The following is a 17,404-nucleotide window of genomic DNA, read 5'->3' on the forward strand; positions in this document are numbered from 1 at the left end:
CTACCATAAAACTGACTTACCCTAGGAGAGCCATATGCTATTACTTGAAACAATGCCGTATCGCGAGAAAGTGGCTTGGTTGTCGCTTTTCGCCATGTTGCTTACCTTTGGCCCCTATTTTAGCTTAGTCGCAACGGGCTATTTTCCTGCACAACCGTTGCCTGATCTTAGGCAGTTAATCGGCTATGCCATTACGGTAGCTATTCAGCTGACGTTATTGGGTATTGGCCATCTTTTATTACGGTTCTTTAACTCAGCGGAAGCTAAGCTGCAGCCAGATGAGCGTGATACTGCCATTAAACAGTACTCGGTTAGCATAGCGTATTATGTGCTGATTACCGGAATGATTTTAGTCGGCGTGGTGATGCCCTTTTCTAACAGCGGTTGGGATATTGTCAACGCAGCACTCTTTATGATTGTGTTAGCAGAAATGGTGCAATATGGCATGGTAGCGGTCAGCTATCGTAGGCAAGCGGCATGAACGGTAGCTTATCTAATAATATTCGCTTACAACGCTTCATGCATGGTGAAATGACGCAAGCAGAATTGGGGCAACGGGTTGGCGTCACTCGCCAAACCATTGCAGCCATTGAAGCAGGTAAATATTCCCCTTCTCTCGAAGTTGCGTTTAAGATCGCCGCTGAATTTAAATTGCCATTGGAGGAAGTGTTTCAGTGGCAAGGATAAACGCTAAGCGCAAAGTAATTAACTAAAACCGGCATCAAATCGTACCGGTTTTATGCCTTAGCGCTTATCGCAAAATCCTGATTAGCGCATCACTGCCGATTAGTCAGATACACCGGAATAATCGCCACCGACTCGGGGGCCGTTACCGCAAAACTGGCGTTGGCAGCAATATTACCACCGGCAATGTTCAAGATATTATCAAATCGTAACACGCGGTTATTCGACTTTTCGGCAACATACAAATGCGCACCGCTATACATAATATCGACCGGATTACCGAGCAAGGTATTCGCACCACTGATATTAACGGCTATATTGGTTAAGCCATCAGCACTGCTGGCATTATTTAGAATATAAATTTTACCATCGGTAGCATCGGCCGCACTGCCCACATCAGAGACCATTAACGCATCACTGGCAAAATCATAATCAATACCATGTAAATTGGTTGGCGCTGCTACAGCAACACCGGAGACCGCTGGGGTGATCATACGATCTGCAGTGCTAATGACACTACTACCCGCTAGCCATTTCGCTCTAACTTGATTAAACACCGCAACACTGCCATTGGTTAATGCAACAAAAGCACGATCTGTAGTGGGATCATAATCAACATCCCACGGTTGGGCCGGAGCGGTGTTTAAGGTTAGTAGTGGCGCGGCATTACCGCTAGCACAGGCTGAATAAATGAATACGCCTGGTGTTGCCGCATTATTTTCAGCCACAAAAATCAAACCTGAGGCAGAATCAACATCTAAGCCTTTGGGTGAAATTAAGCCCGTGTTACTTCCGGTAATGATCCGATCTTGCGCCGCAGAATATTGCTCGCCTAGGCGCATAGTCGCGACACGGTTAGAAATCACAATGCCACCGCTAGTCGCCGTATCAAAAGTGGTGTAACTGTCACCTGCCAAATCAAAGGTAACGCTTTCAATATTTTGTAGCGCATTATATTGGCCTAAGTTACTAGTTAAAGGCGCATTTAATCGGCTTATTTGCCCTGTTGTCGGGCCTGTTGCCGCGGGATTACTGGATACCGCAACACCAAGTAACACAGCAGCACTGCTGATATCAGATATATCTGCGTCTTGGCGCGAAGCGGTCAGTTCAACTAGTGCTTCAGGTTTAATGGCGCTGGTTGTTAAATCAGGCGCAATATCACCGCTTGCACCTGCAAAAATATTGGCATACACCAAAATGGCATCATTGGCTTTTTCGGCAATGCGTAATTCGCTGCCCGATAAAATAATATCTACCGGATTACCCAGTTTAGTTGCGGGGCCTTTAATGACTCGGCTAGGCACAACATTGCCATCGACCAATGATATGTTATTAAGTACAAAAATTGCACCATCAGTGGCATCGGTAGCACTGCCAACATCCGAAAGAACCATTTTGTCAGATAAACGATCGTAGGCAATCCCATGTAAATTAATCGACTGTTTAGCCCCATTGCTATCAACCGGGGTAATATTGCGTGTTGGCATCGCGGCATAGTTACTTGCAACATAATTATCGTAAACCGACAGTACGCCATTTGTTAGCGCCACATACAGCCTATCGTTATTGTCATCGTAAAACAGATCCCACGGCATCGCATCGGTGGTGGTGGTAGCTAACGGCGCGACATCCCCCGCCGCGGCGCCGCCATATACGGTGACTTGCATTGCAGTTTGATCGGCAATAAACACTAAACCACGCATCTGAGAATAGGCAATTCCTTTAGGATTAACTAAACCGGTTGTTGCACCGGTAATTTCCCGATCACTATTTAGGTTAAATGCAGCGCCATCAGCACGTTGAGCTATTTGACAAAAGGTTTTTAGGCTACCGTTCATGCTGTCACCGGCTTGCACTAAATTGCCCAGCGGATCAAGCGCCACTCCTTCATTATTTAAGCCAGTTAAACGCTTCAGCATAGCGGCATTTTGATTAACCACATCCACGGTATTGCGGTTATCCGTGCCATTGTTAGCGATAAGAAAATTAGCGGCGGCGAAACCGGGTTGGCCATTGTTACCTATGGGGCCAGGCTGGCCTGGTTGCCCTGTGGCGCCCATTTCACCGGGAGCACCATCATCACCATTACAACCCGATAAAGCCAATAACATGGCGAGAGCTAATGCGCTTAATGCTAAAGGCCCTGTCGGCCGAACTAATTTGGATATTGTCATGACGTTGTCCTTAAGTTTATCAACTGAGTTTGATGAGTGGCATAGCTATTGGCTTTGCTGCTAAATACTCTTCTTCAATTTCAGTAACGATCCACTTGAATAATTAGATGCAACTATTTTGATATTTTTTTATAAATTAAATTGGTAATTTAAAACTTGTTTAATATCAGTATGTTTGTTGGCAATTCGCACCTGACCTTCATTCGCGATACTATAAGTGATTGATTTAAGAATATTGTACTTACACATTAAGGAGCCATTTTGAGCGAGCATAACACCACGCTTTGGCTGCCACCTCAGCAGCAAAATCATCAGAATGTCGAACGACAAGTCGGGGTTGAATTAGAATTTGCTGGCTGCCAGCCCGAGTCGATTGTCAATTGTATTACTGCAAGTTTCGGCGGTAAGGTAATTAAACACTCGATCTTCAACTACCAGATTAAAGACAGCCGTGTAGGCGATTTTCGGCTGGAACTCGATGCTGAGCTCTTGCAAAAGATCGTTGCTACAGAAGAGAGTGCGCAGCAAAGCAGTGCTATTTATCAAGCGGCTGAACAATTATTGAAATCGGCAGCCGAGCAACTGGTGCCTTGGGAAGTGGTCGCGCCACCGATCAACATCAGTCAGTTGGCTGAATTGCATGCCCTCTTTCTTTGTTTACGCGAAAACGGCGCGGTCGGCACACGCAAAGCCGCACGTTATGCCTTCGGTTTACACTTAAACCCCGATCTGCCTGATCTTCAGGTGACAACCATAGTCAGGTATCTGCAAGCCTATATGTGTTTGTATGATTATATTTATGCTGAAGAAAACATCGACCTCGTGCGCAAGCTTACGCCCTATATCGATAACTTTAACAAAGACTATATCCTTAAGGTGGTAGACCCACAGTATCAACCTGATTTAGATAACTTTATTCGCGACTATATGGCGTACAACCCCAGCCGCAATCGCAGTTTAGATTTACTACCATTAATTGCGCACATCGATGAAAAATGGGTAGACACGCATCCAGAGCGCGCTTTAATCAAGGCGCGGCCCACCTTGCATTACCGCTTACCCAACTGCGATATTGATAACCCGAATTGGGATCTATCAAAACCCTGGCAGCGCTGGCTTAAAGTTGAACAACTGGCGGATCAGCCCAAACGGCTAGCACAATTTATCGATGAGTTTCGTGCCGACTATCAACGCTTGACGCGCGATCTTGATAAAAAATGGCTAACGCGCAGTACAGAATTACTGCAAACGTTAGGCTAACGCAATGATGAAAAACGCAACCAAACCGCTCATCGCGGTAACTGGTCCACGTAAACGCTTACCCATTGGTTGGTGGGCTATCCGCTTTAATCTATGGCTAGTGGGCTTGCGCGGTATTTATCTTTACCCTGGTGGGCCAGAGCTGAACCAGCCGATCAGCGGGCTAGTTATTAGTGGTGGCGATGATATTCATCCTGAGCATTATGGTGAGGGTGCACGCGAAACCAGTCGTTATGACCCCGCTCGCGATAAACTGGAAATGACCCTGCTTGAACAATATCTCGATTCGGGGCTGCCCATTCTTGGCATCTGTCGCGGCGCACAGCTTCTTAATATTGTGGCGAACGGCTCGTTACATGCCGATATCCGCCCTGATCGCCAGAAAACCCCCAATGCCTATACCGCATTACCAGTTAAAGAAGTCACGGTGGCACCGAAGAGCCAACTGAGCCATTGTGTCTCGCCCAGCCGCTTTAGTGTCAATAGCCTGCATAACCAAGCAGTTAAACGTTTAGGCGATAACCTGATTATTACCGCCAGAGATGCCGATGGTTTTGTGCAAGCGATTGAGCATAAGCATCGATTTGTGGTGGGCGTGCAATGGCATCCCGAGTATTTACCCTATCTGCCCGCACAACGTGAGCTGTTTCGCTGCTTTGCGCGGGCGGTAAAGCGCTTAAGCAAAGGCAACAAGGCAAATTAAACAAATAATAAAGGGGATGTCTGCCATCCCCTTTCGCCTTATTACACTTACGTTTTAAAGATTATAAGGCGCTATTGATACTGCTAATCAAGCTGTTAATACGTTCAGCATTTTTACCGACATCACTTCTGCCGACGCGTGATTTACTGCGAATATCCAATAAGCGCATCTCGCCGTTATCCACCACGCGAATAATCACATCATCTTTAAAGCCGAACCATGCCGTGGTGTGTGTCGCTTCGATAATACCGGCTGCGCGGTCAACATTGACGATTTCCATGCCGTAGCTTTTCACTGCAGCTTCGGCTGCAGCAAACACTTGCTCAAGGCTTTGGGAATATTGCTGGGTCGCCAGCTCAGGATAGGCAACACGTTGCTGCTCGGCCGTTTCTTCGCCAGCATACGCGACCGGGTTGGGGGCATCTGCCCGCAACGGGGCAATGGCAATAAACTCAGGTGGATTGACTAAGTCGGTCGAAATATCATGAATAGGTGGTACTGAACGCGCTTTATTTAATAAACTGACGGGCACTGCCACCGCAAATATAGCCAACAAAGCTGAAGCCGCGGCTAAACCCCAATTACTATTTTTACGTTTCAGCACTAAGTACACTAATAACAGTACTAAGGCTGCACCTCCCACATAAACGCCATAACGCAGACCAGCAAAAGCGGTGCTCAGTGCAAAAAGGCCATATTTGTACAACAGGCCAGGCAACACTACCATTAAAAAGGCAACGAAACTGACCAAAATCACTAAAATGTTCATACTGTGTATCCTATTATTGTTTTAGCTGTCGATGAAATACCAGCAGTTAATACTAGCAGGGATCGTATCTGGACTTATGTTAATCTTATAAACTTAGGCTTTAATCGGTAAAAGACGTTTTTAGCCACTTTGCGCCAAACGCGATGTGGCAAAGCCTAGGCTTGTGCCAGCGCAAAGCGGCTTAACTAAAAAGCTCTTAAAATCAGCAAAATATGCGATGAATAATTGCGACTAAGCAGTTATTCTGTGCAAAAAAGTTGCTATAGTGTACTTGAGTAACTTTTAGGATTATTGCCAACGATGGATAGCTCGCTAGAACGCGATGAACGAATTCTGATTATTGACGAACAAGCCTTGTCACAGAGCTATTTACGCTATGCGTTAGAAAAGTTGAGCTATCAAGATATAACGGTGGCCGATCGGCCGCAACTTGCCCTTACCCTGTGTCGAGAAAATCATTACGATCTGATTATTTGCTCTTACAACCAAGGTGAAGGCAAAGACGGTTACCAGCTCTACGAAGAACTCAAATTTAATGGCTTACAAAAATACACCACCGGTGTCATTTTTATCAGTGCTGAAACCGATCCTACCCTTGTGCACAGTGTTATCGAACTGCAACCCGACGAATTTTTGGCAAAACCTTTTGCCATAAAAGACTTGCAGGTGCGTATCGAGCGGGTCTTAAAACGTAAAGAACAGCTTCGCCAACTTTATAAATTATTAGATGCGCAAAACCATGATGCCGCTTTAAGCTTTATTGATGAGCAACTATCTGATGCCAATCAGCGCAAGTGGTTTCCGTTATTATTAAAGCTCAAGGGCGATATATTATTAAACTTGGCGCGTTATAAAGAGGCCGAGCAGTACTTTCAAGCGATGCTGGCGATCCAACCTTTTAACTGGGCACGCATGGGCTTGGTGCGTTGCTATTTAAAACTGGATAAAGAGTCGCAGGCTTTTAGTGAGTTAGAAGCGATGCTGATGCGTTCAGACAGCCGCTTATTTGCTTTAGATTTGCTTGCCGAATTAGAGTTTAAACAAAAACGTTATCAAGAAGCGCAACAGCATCTAATTGATGCCGCCGATTTAGCACCACGCAATTTATTACGCCAACAAAAGCTATTCCATATGTCGCGTTTAAATCATGATTATGAATCGCAATACCGTGCGGCGAAAGACATGGTTAAATTTGCACGGTTTTCAATTTTCGAACAGCCAGACTTATATCTTAATTTGGCCAGAGCCAGCATTGATTTCGCGCTGAGCAGCGAAGATGAAGAACAGAACGTGCGCTTAAATCGCCAAGCTACCCAGAGCTTACTCAGTTTACAAAAACAGTTTAATAAGCATGAACTGTCTGAGCAGCAACATATCATTCAAGCGCGGTTGCATTATTTACAAGATAATAAAGAAAAGGCCAAAGCCTTACTGCGGGGTTTAAAAGTCGATACGCCCATTCAGTCATTAGAAGATGCGCTCGATAAAGCCAAAGCGATGCATGAAGTAGGCTTAACTGAAAATGCTGAACATTTATTTGAACAGATAAGTGATTATTGTCTGAAAAACCAAGCGGATCCGATGTTAAATGCTTATCTGCAACAAGAAAAAGCTGAACGCAAACAAATGCAACTGGGCCCACGCGAACTCAACAACAGTGCGGTGCAGTTATATCAACGTGGACATTGGGAGCAAGCATTTGCCGCGTTCTCATTAGCTCATCAAGTAATGCCTAAAAATGCGGGTATTGCGTTAAACTTGTGGCAAACCATTCTGACTTCACCGCGGCCGTTGTGCCCAATCAAAGAACAAAATAAGTTATTACGTCAGTGCCAGCGAATTATTGAGCAAGCGATGCTAAAACCCGATCAGCAACAACGCTATGATCAGCTTAAACATAAACTGAAACCAGCCGCTAATCTTTAGTTACCGGTAACGGCCACTCCCGAAACACCTCTGGTAAGGTACGCGAGCGACACAGCCAGCCAAAGCCTAGCCCAAGCCCTACTAAGGTAAACAAACGCCATGGGGCATCTAAAATGGCATCGTCTGGCAGATCATAAAGCGTATAGGCCAGATCAGCACAACAACAAAGCAGTAAAATGGGTAAACCATAACGCCAGACATGCCGCCAGCCGGCATGACGTTTATCACTGCGCTGCGACAAGGCGGCAACAATCAGTAAAACGGGTAACGCCAATAAGCAAGCGATCAGAAAATCTTGCTGCTGCGGATAAAAGAGTTTCAACATGTCTTTTTGCTGCGCAGGTACGGTTAATACCAAGACCCAACTTAGATATGGCCGCAACAATAAAATCAGTAACCAATATAAACGCATTGGTATGGGGACTAAGCCGTATTTATCTAACAATGGCCACTCTTTCATCAGCATGCTCGCCAACACAACATCGCTATTACTGCCCACACTGCAAATAAAGATTACGCATCGACAAGCCCATTTTGCTGAAACAATTGCAGCATATCAGCTTCATCCCACACGGGCACATTGAGCTCATTGGCTTTAACCAATTTCGAGCCGGCATTGTCTCCCGCAACCACCGCATGCGTTTTGGCAGAAACCGAGCCCGAGACCTTGGCACCTAAACGTTGCAATAACGCTTTTGCTTCATCGCGGCCCATGCTTTGTAAGGTTCCAGTCAGCACCACGGTTTGCCCCGCTAAGGGCTGCTCCGTTGCTGCAACTTTACTCATAGCAGGCCAGTGCACACCTTGGGCCAGCAAATCGGCGACTACGGCCTGATTATGTGGCTCAGCAAAGAAATGGCCCAGATGCTCTGCCACTACTGAACCGACATCACTGACCGCCAATAATTGCTCGTTGCTCGCTTGCGCTAAGGCATCTAAGGATGCAAAGTGCGTGGCTAAATTTAGCGCAGTCGCCTCACCGACTTCACGAATGCCTAAGGCATAAATAAAACGTGTTAGGGTTGTGGCTTTAGCCTGCTTAATCGCCTGCAACAGCTTTAATGCTGACTTTTCGGCCATCCGCTCTAACCCCAGCAAAGACGGCATATCTAAGGCAAAAATATCGGCTGGTGCTTTCACCAGTGCATGATCGACTAATTGTTCCACGAGCTTATCGCCAAGACCGTCAATATCCAGCGCTTTGCGCGACACAAAGTGCTTTAACGATTCTTTAAGCTGTGCCTGACAACTTAAACCGCCGCTACAACGTGCCACGGCTTCACCACTGACCCGTTCGATATGCGCCTGACAAACTGGACAACGACTGGGGAATTGCACCGGCACAGTATGCTCAGGCCGCTGCTCTAAAACCACACCCACAATTTGTGGGATCACATCTCCCGCCCGGCGAATAATCACTTTGTCACCGATTTGCACACCAAGACGGTTAATCTCATCCTGATTATGCAAGGTCGCATTACTGACGGTAACGCCGCCCACCGACACCGGTTCAAGTCTGGCAACAGGCGTAATGGCACCAGTGCGGCCAACTTGAAAATCAACATCAAGTAAGGTTGTTAGCATTTCTTGGGCTGGAAATTTAAATGCAATGGCCCAGCGCGGTGCTCGCGCAACAAAACCCAAAGCCTGTTGCTGCGCTAAGTTACTGACTTTAATCACCACGCCATCAATTTCATAAGCCAACTCGGCACGTCGCGTTAAGATCTGCTGATAATAATCCAGCACCGCCGACTCACCCGTCACTAACTGAATTTCAGGACAGACCGGTAAGCCCCACTGTTTTAATTGCTGCAAACGCTGATAGTGACAGGCACTATCTAACAGCTCAGTCGGATCGTCAACTTGGCCTACGGCATAGGCGTAAAACATCAGTGGTCGAGTGGCAGTGATGGCCGGATCTAACTGGCGTAGGCTGCCTGCAGCGGCATTACGTGGGTTGGCAAATAACTTATCACCGCGTTGCCGTGCCTGCTCATTTAAGCGGGCAAAACCCGCAAGCGGCATAAACACCTCACCCCGCACTTCAAGCACTGCTGGGATCGACTCGCCTTTTAGCTGTAATGGAATGGCTCTAATGGTTCTGATATTGCTAGTAATATCCTCGCCGGTGTAACCATCTCCGCGTGTTGCTGCTTGGACTAATTGACCGTTTTCGTAGCGAATACTCACCGCTAAACCATCCAGTTTTGGCTCACAACAAAAGCTAAACTCACCGCTGAGATCTAGCCTGTCTCGCATGCGCTTGGTAAAAGCGCTCAGATCTTCTGCAGCAAAAGCATTGTCTAAAGATAACATCGGTAAGCGATGCTGTACCTGCGAAAACTTCGCCAAGGGGGCACCGCCCACCCGCTGTGTCGGTGAGTCTTGGGTAATAAATTCAGGGAACTGTTGCTCTAGCTGTTGCAGCTCACGATACAGACGATCATATTCCGCATCAGGGACAGTCGGCGCATCCAGCACATAATATTGATAATTATAGTCTGCCAGTTGTTGGCGGATAGCAGCGCATTGCTGTTCAGCTGTTGGTTTCATAAGCGGGCCTAACTCTCGACGAAAAACGGCAGGTAATTACCTGCCGTTAGGATATTAGATATTAACTTAACGATGGATCAAACGCTGCCGTTGGAACTCACGGATCCGTTCAACATAGTGTCGTACCGTTTGTACTGTTAAGACACTACGTTGACCATCTAACACCTGACCACCAAATTCTTCTGCTAATTTTTTCGCAGCGTTATTCATTAAATTAAAGTTTTGCAATGGCTCACCTGGCCCTGGCAAGGTCATAAATAAACTTAGGCCACGGGTCGACAGTTGTTCCATTTTATCCAAGGCAAAGGTCCCAGGATTAAACATATTAGCTAGACTAAATAATACTTCGCCATTACCGGCACTGTCTTGATGACGATGGAATATATCCATATCACCGTATTTAAAACCTAAAGGCGTTAAGGCTGACAGCAATTCTTGGCCTTGGATCTCTTTATTTTCGGGTAACAGCACGTACAAAATCAACACTTCTGATGACGACGCTTCAGACTCGCTGGCACTGCTACTGCTGTGAGCGCTGTCTGTCGCAACCTCGTTCTCGTAATCAAAGTCATCGACAGCGGATAAGCTCGGCTCTAGTTGCTCTATGGCTGAAAAATTTAAACTCGGCTCTTTTGGCTCACTAAATAAATCGTTTTGCTCTACTGGTCGCTGCACATCAATGGGCCGACTCTGCGGTTTGAGCTCTGATCGAGGCGTATTAAAACGCTTTAACTCTACCGGCTTTTTAGCCGTTGTCGCCCCTTTAACCACCCGAACAGGGCCAACGCCTAATTCATCAAAACCTTCAGCTGTGTCATCCTTGGTATTTTCTTCTGGATGATAACGGTGTTGCGTTTTCGAGCTGTTTTTACGCACCGTCCATAAGCCATGTAAAAATAAGCCGCCCAATACTAAGGCACCTAAAATAATTAAAACCATACGCAAGTCGCTAGCCATTTCTTATACCTTTCACTGTTCTTAGGCTACTGCCAGCTTGACAGCATCGTCTACATCAACCGCCACCACTCGAGAGACGCCGGGTTCCTGCATAGTTACCCCCATTAATTGCGCGGCCATTTCCATCGCAATTTTATTGTGGCTGATGTAGATAAATTGTACCGTTTCAGACATCTCGCGCACCAAATTACAAAACCGCCCCACATTGGCATCGTCTAATGGTGCATCGACCTCATCCAGCATGCAAAATGGCGCAGGATTAAGCCTGAATATTGAAAATACTAATGATAAAGCGGTTAACGCTTTTTCACCACCGGATAATAAATGAATTGTACTGTTTTTTTTACCCGGTGGTCGCGCCATGATACTCACACCGGTTTCCAGTAAGTCTTCATCGGTTAAATCTAAGTAAGCGCTACCGCCACCAAAGACTTTAGGAAACAATTGCTGCAACCCTTGGTTAACCTGCTCAAAGGTCTCTTTAAAGCGTTGCCGTGTTTCCCGATCAATTTTTCGCATCGCTGTTTCCAGCGTATCGAGTGCCGCAATTAAATCGGCATGTTGTTCATCTAAATACTGCTTGCGCTCAGCTTGTTGCTGATATTCCTCTATCGCGGCTAAATTAATTGCGCCAAGTCGGGATACCGCATCTACGGTTTTATCCAGTTGCTGCTGCCATACTGACTCTTGCGCGTCTGCCGGTAAATCCGCTAACACACTTTTTAAGATGACCTGTTGTTCTCGTAAGAGTTCCAACATATTGTTAGCACGAACTCGGTAACCCTCAGCATCTAAGCGCAACGACTCCAGTTTCTTTTGCTGTTGCGCAACTAAGTGCACTATACCTGATTGACCTTGCTCTAGGGCACGAATTTGTTGCTCAATCGTCGATAAATGCTCATTCGCCTGTTGCAAAGCCTGCTCAGCATCCACATGCAAGCCTAAATTTTCCTGCAACTGTGCTTGTAACAGTTCGCTTGGATCGGCTTGTTGCTGCAGTTGTGTGGTTAACTCATCAATTTGCGATTGTAATTGTAGCTGTTGCTCTTGGGCACGATTGAGGTTCTGGGCAAGACTTTGCTGCTGACGCTGACAAAGCGTTTGTTGCATTTGTTGTTCTAGTAATTGTTGGCGTAACCGCACACTTTGCCCACGTAAATGACTTTCTTGCTGCCGAGCCTGTTGCTCGGCCTGCTCAAACTCTATTTGCTCAGCTTGTTGCTCACTTAATTGCTCAGCAACCACCTCTTGTTGATCGCGCAAAGGCTCGCTGCTGGCTGCAAGTAGCACCAGCTCATCCTGAAGTGCGCCGATGGTTTCAACGAGTTGCTGCCGTTGTTGTTGTCGCTGTGCTAAAGCTTGTTGTTTTAACTGCACAGCGGTTTGCTGTTGCTGCCAAGCGGTTTTTTGCTGCTCTAATTGCTGCTGTATCGCTGTGAATTGGCTTTGCGTGTCTTGCCAGCGCTGTTTCGCGGCATGAGCCGTTGCCTCAGCAACGGATAGTGCAGCAGTTAATTTTTGCTGTTCAGCTATTAATTGTTGTAAACGCTCTTGGCGCAGTAAAGCACTGTCGGCCGCATTGGCGCTGGGTAATTGCCCCCAGTTTTGTCCCAGCCAGATCCCTTGCGGGCAAATCACAGATTGCCCTGCAGCTAATTGGGTTTGCATCACTTTGGCCTGCGCCAACGACTCTGCAACTAAAATATGTTGAAAGCTTTCAGGATAAGGGCCGCTAAGCACTTGGGCGGCTAACGTACCGGGCGCTGCACTTTGCGCTGCAGCGTCTAAATAGGTTTGCACTTCACTCTGAGCAGCACAGCCAATTTGAGCATGTTGTAACTCGCCTAAGGCAAAGGCTACAGCGAGCGCCCAACCCTCGACTATTTCCAGCTGTTGTAAAACATGCTGTGCTGAGCTCGGTAAAGACTGCTGGATCGCCGTGAGTCGCTGAGCTTCATTATGCACCAGCTGCCATTGATTTTGCAGTTGCTGCAGCTGCTGCTGTGTTTGCTCACGTTGTTCGGCTGCAAGAGCTAAGGTATTTTGCAACGTTTCGAGTTGCGCACTGCTTTGAGTAACGGCAGCAGCCAATAAGGTTTCTTGTTCGGTTAACTGGGCTAACTCCAAGCTTAATACTTGCTCGTCAATAGCCTCGAGCTGTGCTTGCTGCCGCTGCAATTGTGCTGAAACATGCTGTTGCTGCTGGGCGAGATGCTGTAATTGCATTGTTAATTGCTGCTGTTGCTGGCGTAAACTAAAACGCTGCTCTTGCCAGTGTTCAAAGCGTCGTTGTTGCAGCTGTAACGCTTGGGAAGCCAACAATAACTGCTCGTCAACTTCGGCTAACTGATCCTCTAACAGCGCTATCTGTGGCTCAAATTGCGTCAGTTGCGCCGTGTAATCGTCTAATAGCTGCTGATCAGCCTGTTGATGTTGGCTAAATTGTTGCAAGCTGTCTTGTTTTTGTTGGAGTTGGCTTTGCAAAAACTGCTGTTGCTGTTGCTGATTAACAATTTGCTGCTCTAACTTACTAATACTGGCACCAAGCTGATAATATTGCTGCTGACAGCGCTCTTGCGAAGTGCGTGCCTCTACCGCCTGCTCTTTTAGTTGCACTAAGATGCGCTGATCGCCTTGCTGGCTGGTTTCAAACTTAAGCAGCTCGGTTTCTTCTGCCGCCAGTTGTTGCTCAAGGCCGGTTAATTGCTGATTAAATGCTAACCATTTAATGGTTGTCACCTCAGCTTTTAATTTGCGCTCTTGCGCTTTCAGTTCTTTGTAACGCTCAGCGGTAGTGGCTTGGCGTTTTAACTTATCGATATTTTTGGCTAATTCATCACGCACATCGGCTAAACGATCTAAATTGTCGCGCGTATGCCGGATCCGATTCTCCGTTTCGCGCCGCCGCTCTTTGTATTTTGAAATCCCCGCCGCTTCTTCAATAAACACCCGTAACTCTTGCGGCTTGGATTCGATCAACCGCGAGATCATACCTTGTTCAATAATGGCATAACTACGAGGGCCTAGCCCTGTGCCTAAAAAGATATCGGTAATATCACGACGACGGCATTTACTGCCGTTTAAAAAGTAGCTGGATTGTGCATCGCGGGTGACCAAACGCTTTATGGCAATTTCGCTGCGATCGGCCATTTGACCGGCTAAGCGGCCTTGTGTGTTTTCAAAGACTAATTCTACCGATGCTTGAGCAACGGGTTTACGCTGGGCCGAACCGTTAAAAATAACGTCAGTCATGGCATCGCCACGCAGATTCTTGGCCGAGCTTTCGCCCAGCACCCAGCGTACTGCATCAATAACATTTGATTTACCACAGCCGTTAGGCCCAACCACCGCTGTCATCGCTTCAGGAAACGGCACAGTGGTCGGATCGACAAAGGATTTAAAGCCGGCAAGTTTAATCTGTTTTAAGCGCATCCAGCCGTTGCGTTATTGTAATCATTGGATTTTTTCAATCTACCTAAATTCAACAGTACTGTCACTTGCTAATTCGGTTTACTGGGCGCGTTTGTAGGTTTTTCTGTCGCCAACGTTCGGCTTTTGCCATGACATCCACGGTACGCCGCTTTTTAGCCGGTGCAACGCTCACAATGACCACCGGTCGCGAGATGATCAGGTTATTTGGATAGATAATGCGCTCATTATCGTTGGTTTTCAGCACCGTATTGAATAAATGAATTTCTGCAATATCGCCCTCTAACGCATTATTACCATCAATAATGCGCACCTTACTGCCTTCAGCAAAGTCTTTTTGCCCCAGTAAGATAAAGAAAGCCGTTACGTTACTGATTAATGACCATGAAGCGAATAAGGCGACACCGGCTACCGCAATGATCGATGAAGCCAACACCAATAAGCCACGAATGTCGACGCCCCAAACGATGCTCAGCATCACCAACAACACTAACAACAATAAGATATGAAAAACCACCAATGCCCGTTTATTCATGTCCGGACGCATCCGCCGGCCTTTTAGTAAGCCGTAAATAACGGGCACGAGGCGGCGACTGATCACAATATAAGCCAGCACAGTCAAAACCGATAACCCTAGCTGGATGACGGTTGGATTTAAATAGCCGCTTAATTGCTGCAGCAAGTCGCTTTCAGCAATAATGGATTGCTCTACACTCATGCTTAATCCAAGTCATTCAATGGCCAGCTAACAATATAATCTTCGAACTTGTCCATATCGACCTGATCTTCGGAGATGGTTTTGTTGCGTACCGACATTTGTTTTTTATGCATTAAGCTTTTTTTACCGCCGTTAAGTAGCGGATGCCAAGACGGTAAGCCTCTGCCTTCATGTAAACGACGATAGGCACAACTGGTCGGCATAAAGAAAATATCTTTTAAATTATCTTTGGTGAGTTTGATACAGTCAGGCACCAGCACGGTGCGTTGCGTGTATTCAGTACATTCACATTTATGACTGTTTAAATAGCGACAGGCAATATTACTAAAATGCACTTGCTCATCTTGATGCAACACTGCAGTAGGGCCTTCGCTTTCGTCATCATCAATAAACTTATTCAAACAACATTTAGCACAGCCATCACACAAGGCTTCCCATTCTTCATTATTCATCTCAGCCAGCGGTTTGTGCTGCCAAAAATTCTCTGTTAAAGCCATCTATGCGGTTACCTGCGTTGTTATCGAGAAAAAATCAGCGAGCTCTAGCGTTAAAACATCACCTTCTTGCAATGCCCCTACTCCTGCAGGCGTACCTGTTAGAACAACATCGCCGGGTAGCAAGGTAAAATGCTGGCTCATTTCGCTGATTAATTGATTAATGCCACGGATCATATTCGCGCTATTGCCTTGTTGGCGCAGCTGCTGGTTTACCGATAAACTAAAATCTAATTGTTGCGGATGCTGCACTTGGTTTTTTGGAACAAAACCACTTAGCGGACAAGCACCATCAAAACCTTTGGCGATCTCCCAAGGACGACCTTGTTGCTTCAACTTGGCCTGCACTTGGCGCAGCGTCAAATCTAAAGCCAAACCGTAACCCCAGATCGCATCATTGACTGTGGCATAATCGGCTTTGCATAATCGGCTTTTAATCAACACCGCGATTTCCAGCTCGTTATGCACCTCGCCTTGCTGCTGCGGGATACTAAATTGCGGTGCTAATGGCACCAGCGCCGTAGCCGGTTTAATAAAAAACAAGGCTTCAGGAGCGGTGGTACTTTGCATTTCGGCGATATGGTCTTGATAATTTTGACCAATACACACCACCTTACCCACAGGTAAGGCTATATCGACGTTGGCCATTGTAAGATGTTGATACATGTTTAGCCCTGCTCTGCCACAATCAGATCGGCCAAATAGCCAACACTGGTCACAAAATAATAAGAACGATTCCAGTGCATTAAGCTTTTGTAATTACTGTATGCCAAAAAGGCACGGCCTTTTTCACCGTCAGGCATAATTAATGCCGCCGGCTGCTCACTTTTTGGTAAAGCGCTACCATTTAAACGGGTGACACCCAGTTTGTGCCATTGCATCACACTGCGCTCAGACGCATCCCAACGTTTTAACCACTCGGCACGGGCTAAGCTGCCGCGTTGAATGGCATGGCTCGGATCAAAATCGGCTGGCAGTAACACTTCACGCCCCCAGGTTTTGTTGTTATCCCAACCCTGGTTTTTTAAATAATTGGCGATAGAAGCGAAAACATCCAGCTCGTTCGTCCAAATATCTTTTTTACCATCCCCATCCCCATCTTGGGCATAAGCCATAAAAGAGCTTGGCATAAATTGGCTTTGCCCCATGGCGCCAGCCCAAGATCCTTTCATGTTTTCAAGCGTGATATGGCCTTCGGCCAGAATATCTAGCGCATTATAAAACTCTTGGCGAAAAAAGGTTTCGCGTCGCCCTTCATAGGCAAGGGTGGCTAAAGCCGATGGAATGGAATAAGTGCCCATAAAACGGCCAAAGCTACTTTCTAACCCCCAAAGCGCGATAATAAAGCGTGGCTGTACACCATAGCGTTGGCCTATTTGTTCTAGTTGCGGTAGGTATTGTTGATAACGCTCGCGCGCCATACGAATGCGGATTTCACTGACCCGCTTCGGTAAATAGGTGTTGAGCGTTTCAACCACTTCAGGTTGACTGCGATCGGCGCTTACCACCCGCTCATGAAATTCCAGGCTGGAGAATACGGCATCTAATAAAGCGGCATCATAACCTTTAGTTGCAGCTTCTGCTTTAAAGGCCGCGGTGTAGCTGGCAAAGTCGGGTTTAGCCAATTCGGCAGATTGAGCCACCTCAGTATTCGCCAATGCTACTGAACTGCAAAGCCACAAGCCCGCGGCGGTAGTCAGGCGACGCCATGTTAATCCTGTCATACTTCTCTCC

15 protein-coding genes are annotated in these 17,404 nt (G+C 46.7%); 5 read left to right on the forward strand and 10 right to left on the reverse strand.

From position 1 onward, the window contains the following. Positions 1 to 34: 34 nt before the first annotated feature. On the forward strand, positions 35 to 481 hold the full coding sequence (locus ORJ01_RS02365) for a hypothetical protein (RefSeq protein ID WP_306176849.1): 447 nt from the start codon (positions 35 to 37) through the stop codon (positions 479 to 481). After that, complete coding sequence (locus ORJ01_RS02370; protein WP_226749908.1) at positions 478 to 687, forward strand: helix-turn-helix transcriptional regulator; 210 nt, start codon at positions 478 to 480, stop codon at positions 685 to 687. The genes ORJ01_RS02365 and ORJ01_RS02370 overlap by 4 nt, the downstream gene beginning before the upstream one ends. Before the next feature lie 89 nt (positions 688 to 776). Here ORJ01_RS02370 and ORJ01_RS02375 read toward each other — a convergent pair whose 3' ends face one another. Then, complete coding sequence (locus ORJ01_RS02375) at positions 777 to 2,861, reverse strand: collagen-like protein (RefSeq protein ID WP_306176850.1); 2,085 nt, start codon at positions 2,859 to 2,861, stop codon at positions 777 to 779. Between the two features lie 261 nt (positions 2,862 to 3,122). On the opposite strand from ORJ01_RS02375, the gene ORJ01_RS02380 reads away from it, so the two are divergent. Together ORJ01_RS02380 and ORJ01_RS02385 are read left to right on the forward strand one after the other, a co-directional pair. Beyond that, positions 3,123 to 4,121: an amidoligase family protein gene (locus ORJ01_RS02380; protein WP_306176851.1), complete on the forward strand. Its 999-nt coding sequence runs from the start codon at positions 3,123 to 3,125 to the stop codon at positions 4,119 to 4,121. A 4-nt stretch (positions 4,122 to 4,125) separates the two neighbouring features. Continuing rightward, a complete protein-coding gene (locus ORJ01_RS02385) occupies positions 4,126 to 4,824 on the forward strand; it encodes a gamma-glutamyl-gamma-aminobutyrate hydrolase family protein (RefSeq protein WP_306176852.1) in 699 nt (232 codons plus the stop codon). A 61-nt stretch (positions 4,825 to 4,885) separates the two neighbouring features. On the opposite strand, the gene ORJ01_RS02390 is transcribed toward ORJ01_RS02385, so the two are convergent. Further along, positions 4,886 to 5,593, reverse strand: coding sequence for a DUF1499 domain-containing protein (locus tag ORJ01_RS02390; RefSeq protein ID WP_226749904.1), 708 nt, complete (start codon positions 5,591 to 5,593; stop codon positions 4,886 to 4,888). Positions 5,594 to 5,893: 300 nt separating this feature from the next. On the opposite strand from ORJ01_RS02390, the gene ORJ01_RS02395 reads away from it, so the two are divergent. Continuing rightward, entirely contained in the window at positions 5,894 to 7,519 is a 1,626-nt protein-coding gene (locus ORJ01_RS02395) for a tetratricopeptide repeat-containing response regulator (RefSeq protein ID WP_306176853.1), read from the forward strand. Here ORJ01_RS02395 and ORJ01_RS02400 read toward each other — a convergent pair. The 8 genes from ORJ01_RS02400 to ORJ01_RS02435 form a co-directional block, all read right to left on the reverse strand. Next, a complete protein-coding gene (locus tag ORJ01_RS02400; RefSeq protein ID WP_306176854.1) occupies positions 7,509 to 7,979 on the reverse strand; it encodes a DUF2919 family protein in 471 nt (156 codons plus the stop codon). The genes ORJ01_RS02395 and ORJ01_RS02400 overlap by 11 nt on opposite strands. Positions 7,980 to 8,032: 53 nt before the next feature. Further along, positions 8,033 to 10,072, reverse strand: a complete 2,040-nt coding sequence (gene ligA / locus ORJ01_RS02405; RefSeq protein WP_306176855.1) for an NAD-dependent DNA ligase LigA — start codon at positions 10,070 to 10,072, stop codon at positions 8,033 to 8,035. Positions 10,073 to 10,138: 66 nt separating this feature from the next. After that, the gene (zipA, locus tag ORJ01_RS02410; protein WP_306176856.1) at positions 10,139 to 11,029 is read right to left on the reverse strand and encodes a cell division protein ZipA; all 891 of its coding nucleotides are present in this window, start codon (positions 11,027 to 11,029) and stop codon (positions 10,139 to 10,141) included. Positions 11,030 to 11,050: 21 nt separating this feature from the next. After that, entirely contained in the window at positions 11,051 to 14,461 is a 3,411-nt protein-coding gene (locus ORJ01_RS02415) for an AAA family ATPase (RefSeq protein WP_306176857.1), read from the reverse strand. Positions 14,462 to 14,522: 61 nt separating this feature from the next. Further along, entirely contained in the window at positions 14,523 to 15,176 is a 654-nt protein-coding gene (locus tag ORJ01_RS02420) for a mechanosensitive ion channel domain-containing protein (RefSeq protein WP_226749898.1), read from the reverse strand. A gap of 2 nt (positions 15,177 to 15,178) precedes the next feature. Further along, positions 15,179 to 15,673 (reverse strand): YcgN family cysteine cluster protein, encoded by a 495-nt coding sequence (locus ORJ01_RS02425; RefSeq protein WP_226749897.1) that lies wholly within the window; start codon positions 15,671 to 15,673, stop codon positions 15,179 to 15,181. Beyond that, positions 15,674 to 16,336, reverse strand: coding sequence for a fumarylacetoacetate hydrolase family protein (locus tag ORJ01_RS02430; RefSeq protein WP_306176858.1), 663 nt, complete (start codon positions 16,334 to 16,336; stop codon positions 15,674 to 15,676). It abuts the gene before it with no gap. A 2-nt stretch (positions 16,337 to 16,338) separates the two neighbouring features. After that, a complete protein-coding gene (locus ORJ01_RS02435) occupies positions 16,339 to 17,394 on the reverse strand; it encodes a lytic transglycosylase domain-containing protein (RefSeq protein ID WP_306176859.1) in 1,056 nt (351 codons plus the stop codon). Between the last annotated feature and the right edge of the window lie 10 nt (positions 17,395 to 17,404).

This window comes from Alishewanella sp. SMS8 (assembly GCF_030737935.1).
Lineage (GTDB): Bacteria > Pseudomonadota > Gammaproteobacteria > Enterobacterales > Alteromonadaceae > Alishewanella > Alishewanella maricola.

Coding starts and splice junctions, on each gene's coding strand:
- ORJ01_RS02365 (WP_306176849.1), top strand. CDS start 35: ATGCTATTACTTGAAACAATGCCGTATCGCGAGAAAGTGGCTTGGTTG.
- ORJ01_RS02370 (WP_226749908.1), top strand. CDS start 478: ATGAACGGTAGCTTATCTAATAATATTCGCTTACAACGCTTCATGCAT.
- ORJ01_RS02375 (WP_306176850.1), bottom strand. CDS start 2,861: ATGACAATATCCAAATTAGTTCGGCCGACAGGGCCTTTAGCATTAAGC.
- ORJ01_RS02385 (WP_306176852.1), top strand. CDS start 4,126: ATGATGAAAAACGCAACCAAACCGCTCATCGCGGTAACTGGTCCACGT.
- ORJ01_RS02390 (WP_226749904.1), bottom strand. CDS start 5,593: ATGAACATTTTAGTGATTTTGGTCAGTTTCGTTGCCTTTTTAATGGTA.
- ORJ01_RS02395 (WP_306176853.1), top strand. CDS start 5,894: ATGGATAGCTCGCTAGAACGCGATGAACGAATTCTGATTATTGACGAA.
- ORJ01_RS02400 (WP_306176854.1), bottom strand. CDS start 7,979: ATGAAAGAGTGGCCATTGTTAGATAAATACGGCTTAGTCCCCATACCA.
- ligA (WP_306176855.1), bottom strand. CDS start 10,072: ATGAAACCAACAGCTGAACAGCAATGCGCTGCTATCCGCCAACAACTG.
- zipA (WP_306176856.1), bottom strand. CDS start 11,029: ATGGCTAGCGACTTGCGTATGGTTTTAATTATTTTAGGTGCCTTAGTA.
- ORJ01_RS02415 (WP_306176857.1), bottom strand. CDS start 14,461: ATGCGCTTAAAACAGATTAAACTTGCCGGCTTTAAATCCTTTGTCGAT.
- ORJ01_RS02420 (WP_226749898.1), bottom strand. CDS start 15,176: ATGAGTGTAGAGCAATCCATTATTGCTGAAAGCGACTTGCTGCAGCAA.
- ORJ01_RS02425 (WP_226749897.1), bottom strand. CDS start 15,673: ATGGCTTTAACAGAGAATTTTTGGCAGCACAAACCGCTGGCTGAGATG.
- ORJ01_RS02430 (WP_306176858.1), bottom strand. CDS start 16,336: ATGTATCAACATCTTACAATGGCCAACGTCGATATAGCCTTACCTGTG.
- ORJ01_RS02435 (WP_306176859.1), bottom strand. CDS start 17,394: ATGACAGGATTAACATGGCGTCGCCTGACTACCGCCGCGGGCTTGTGG.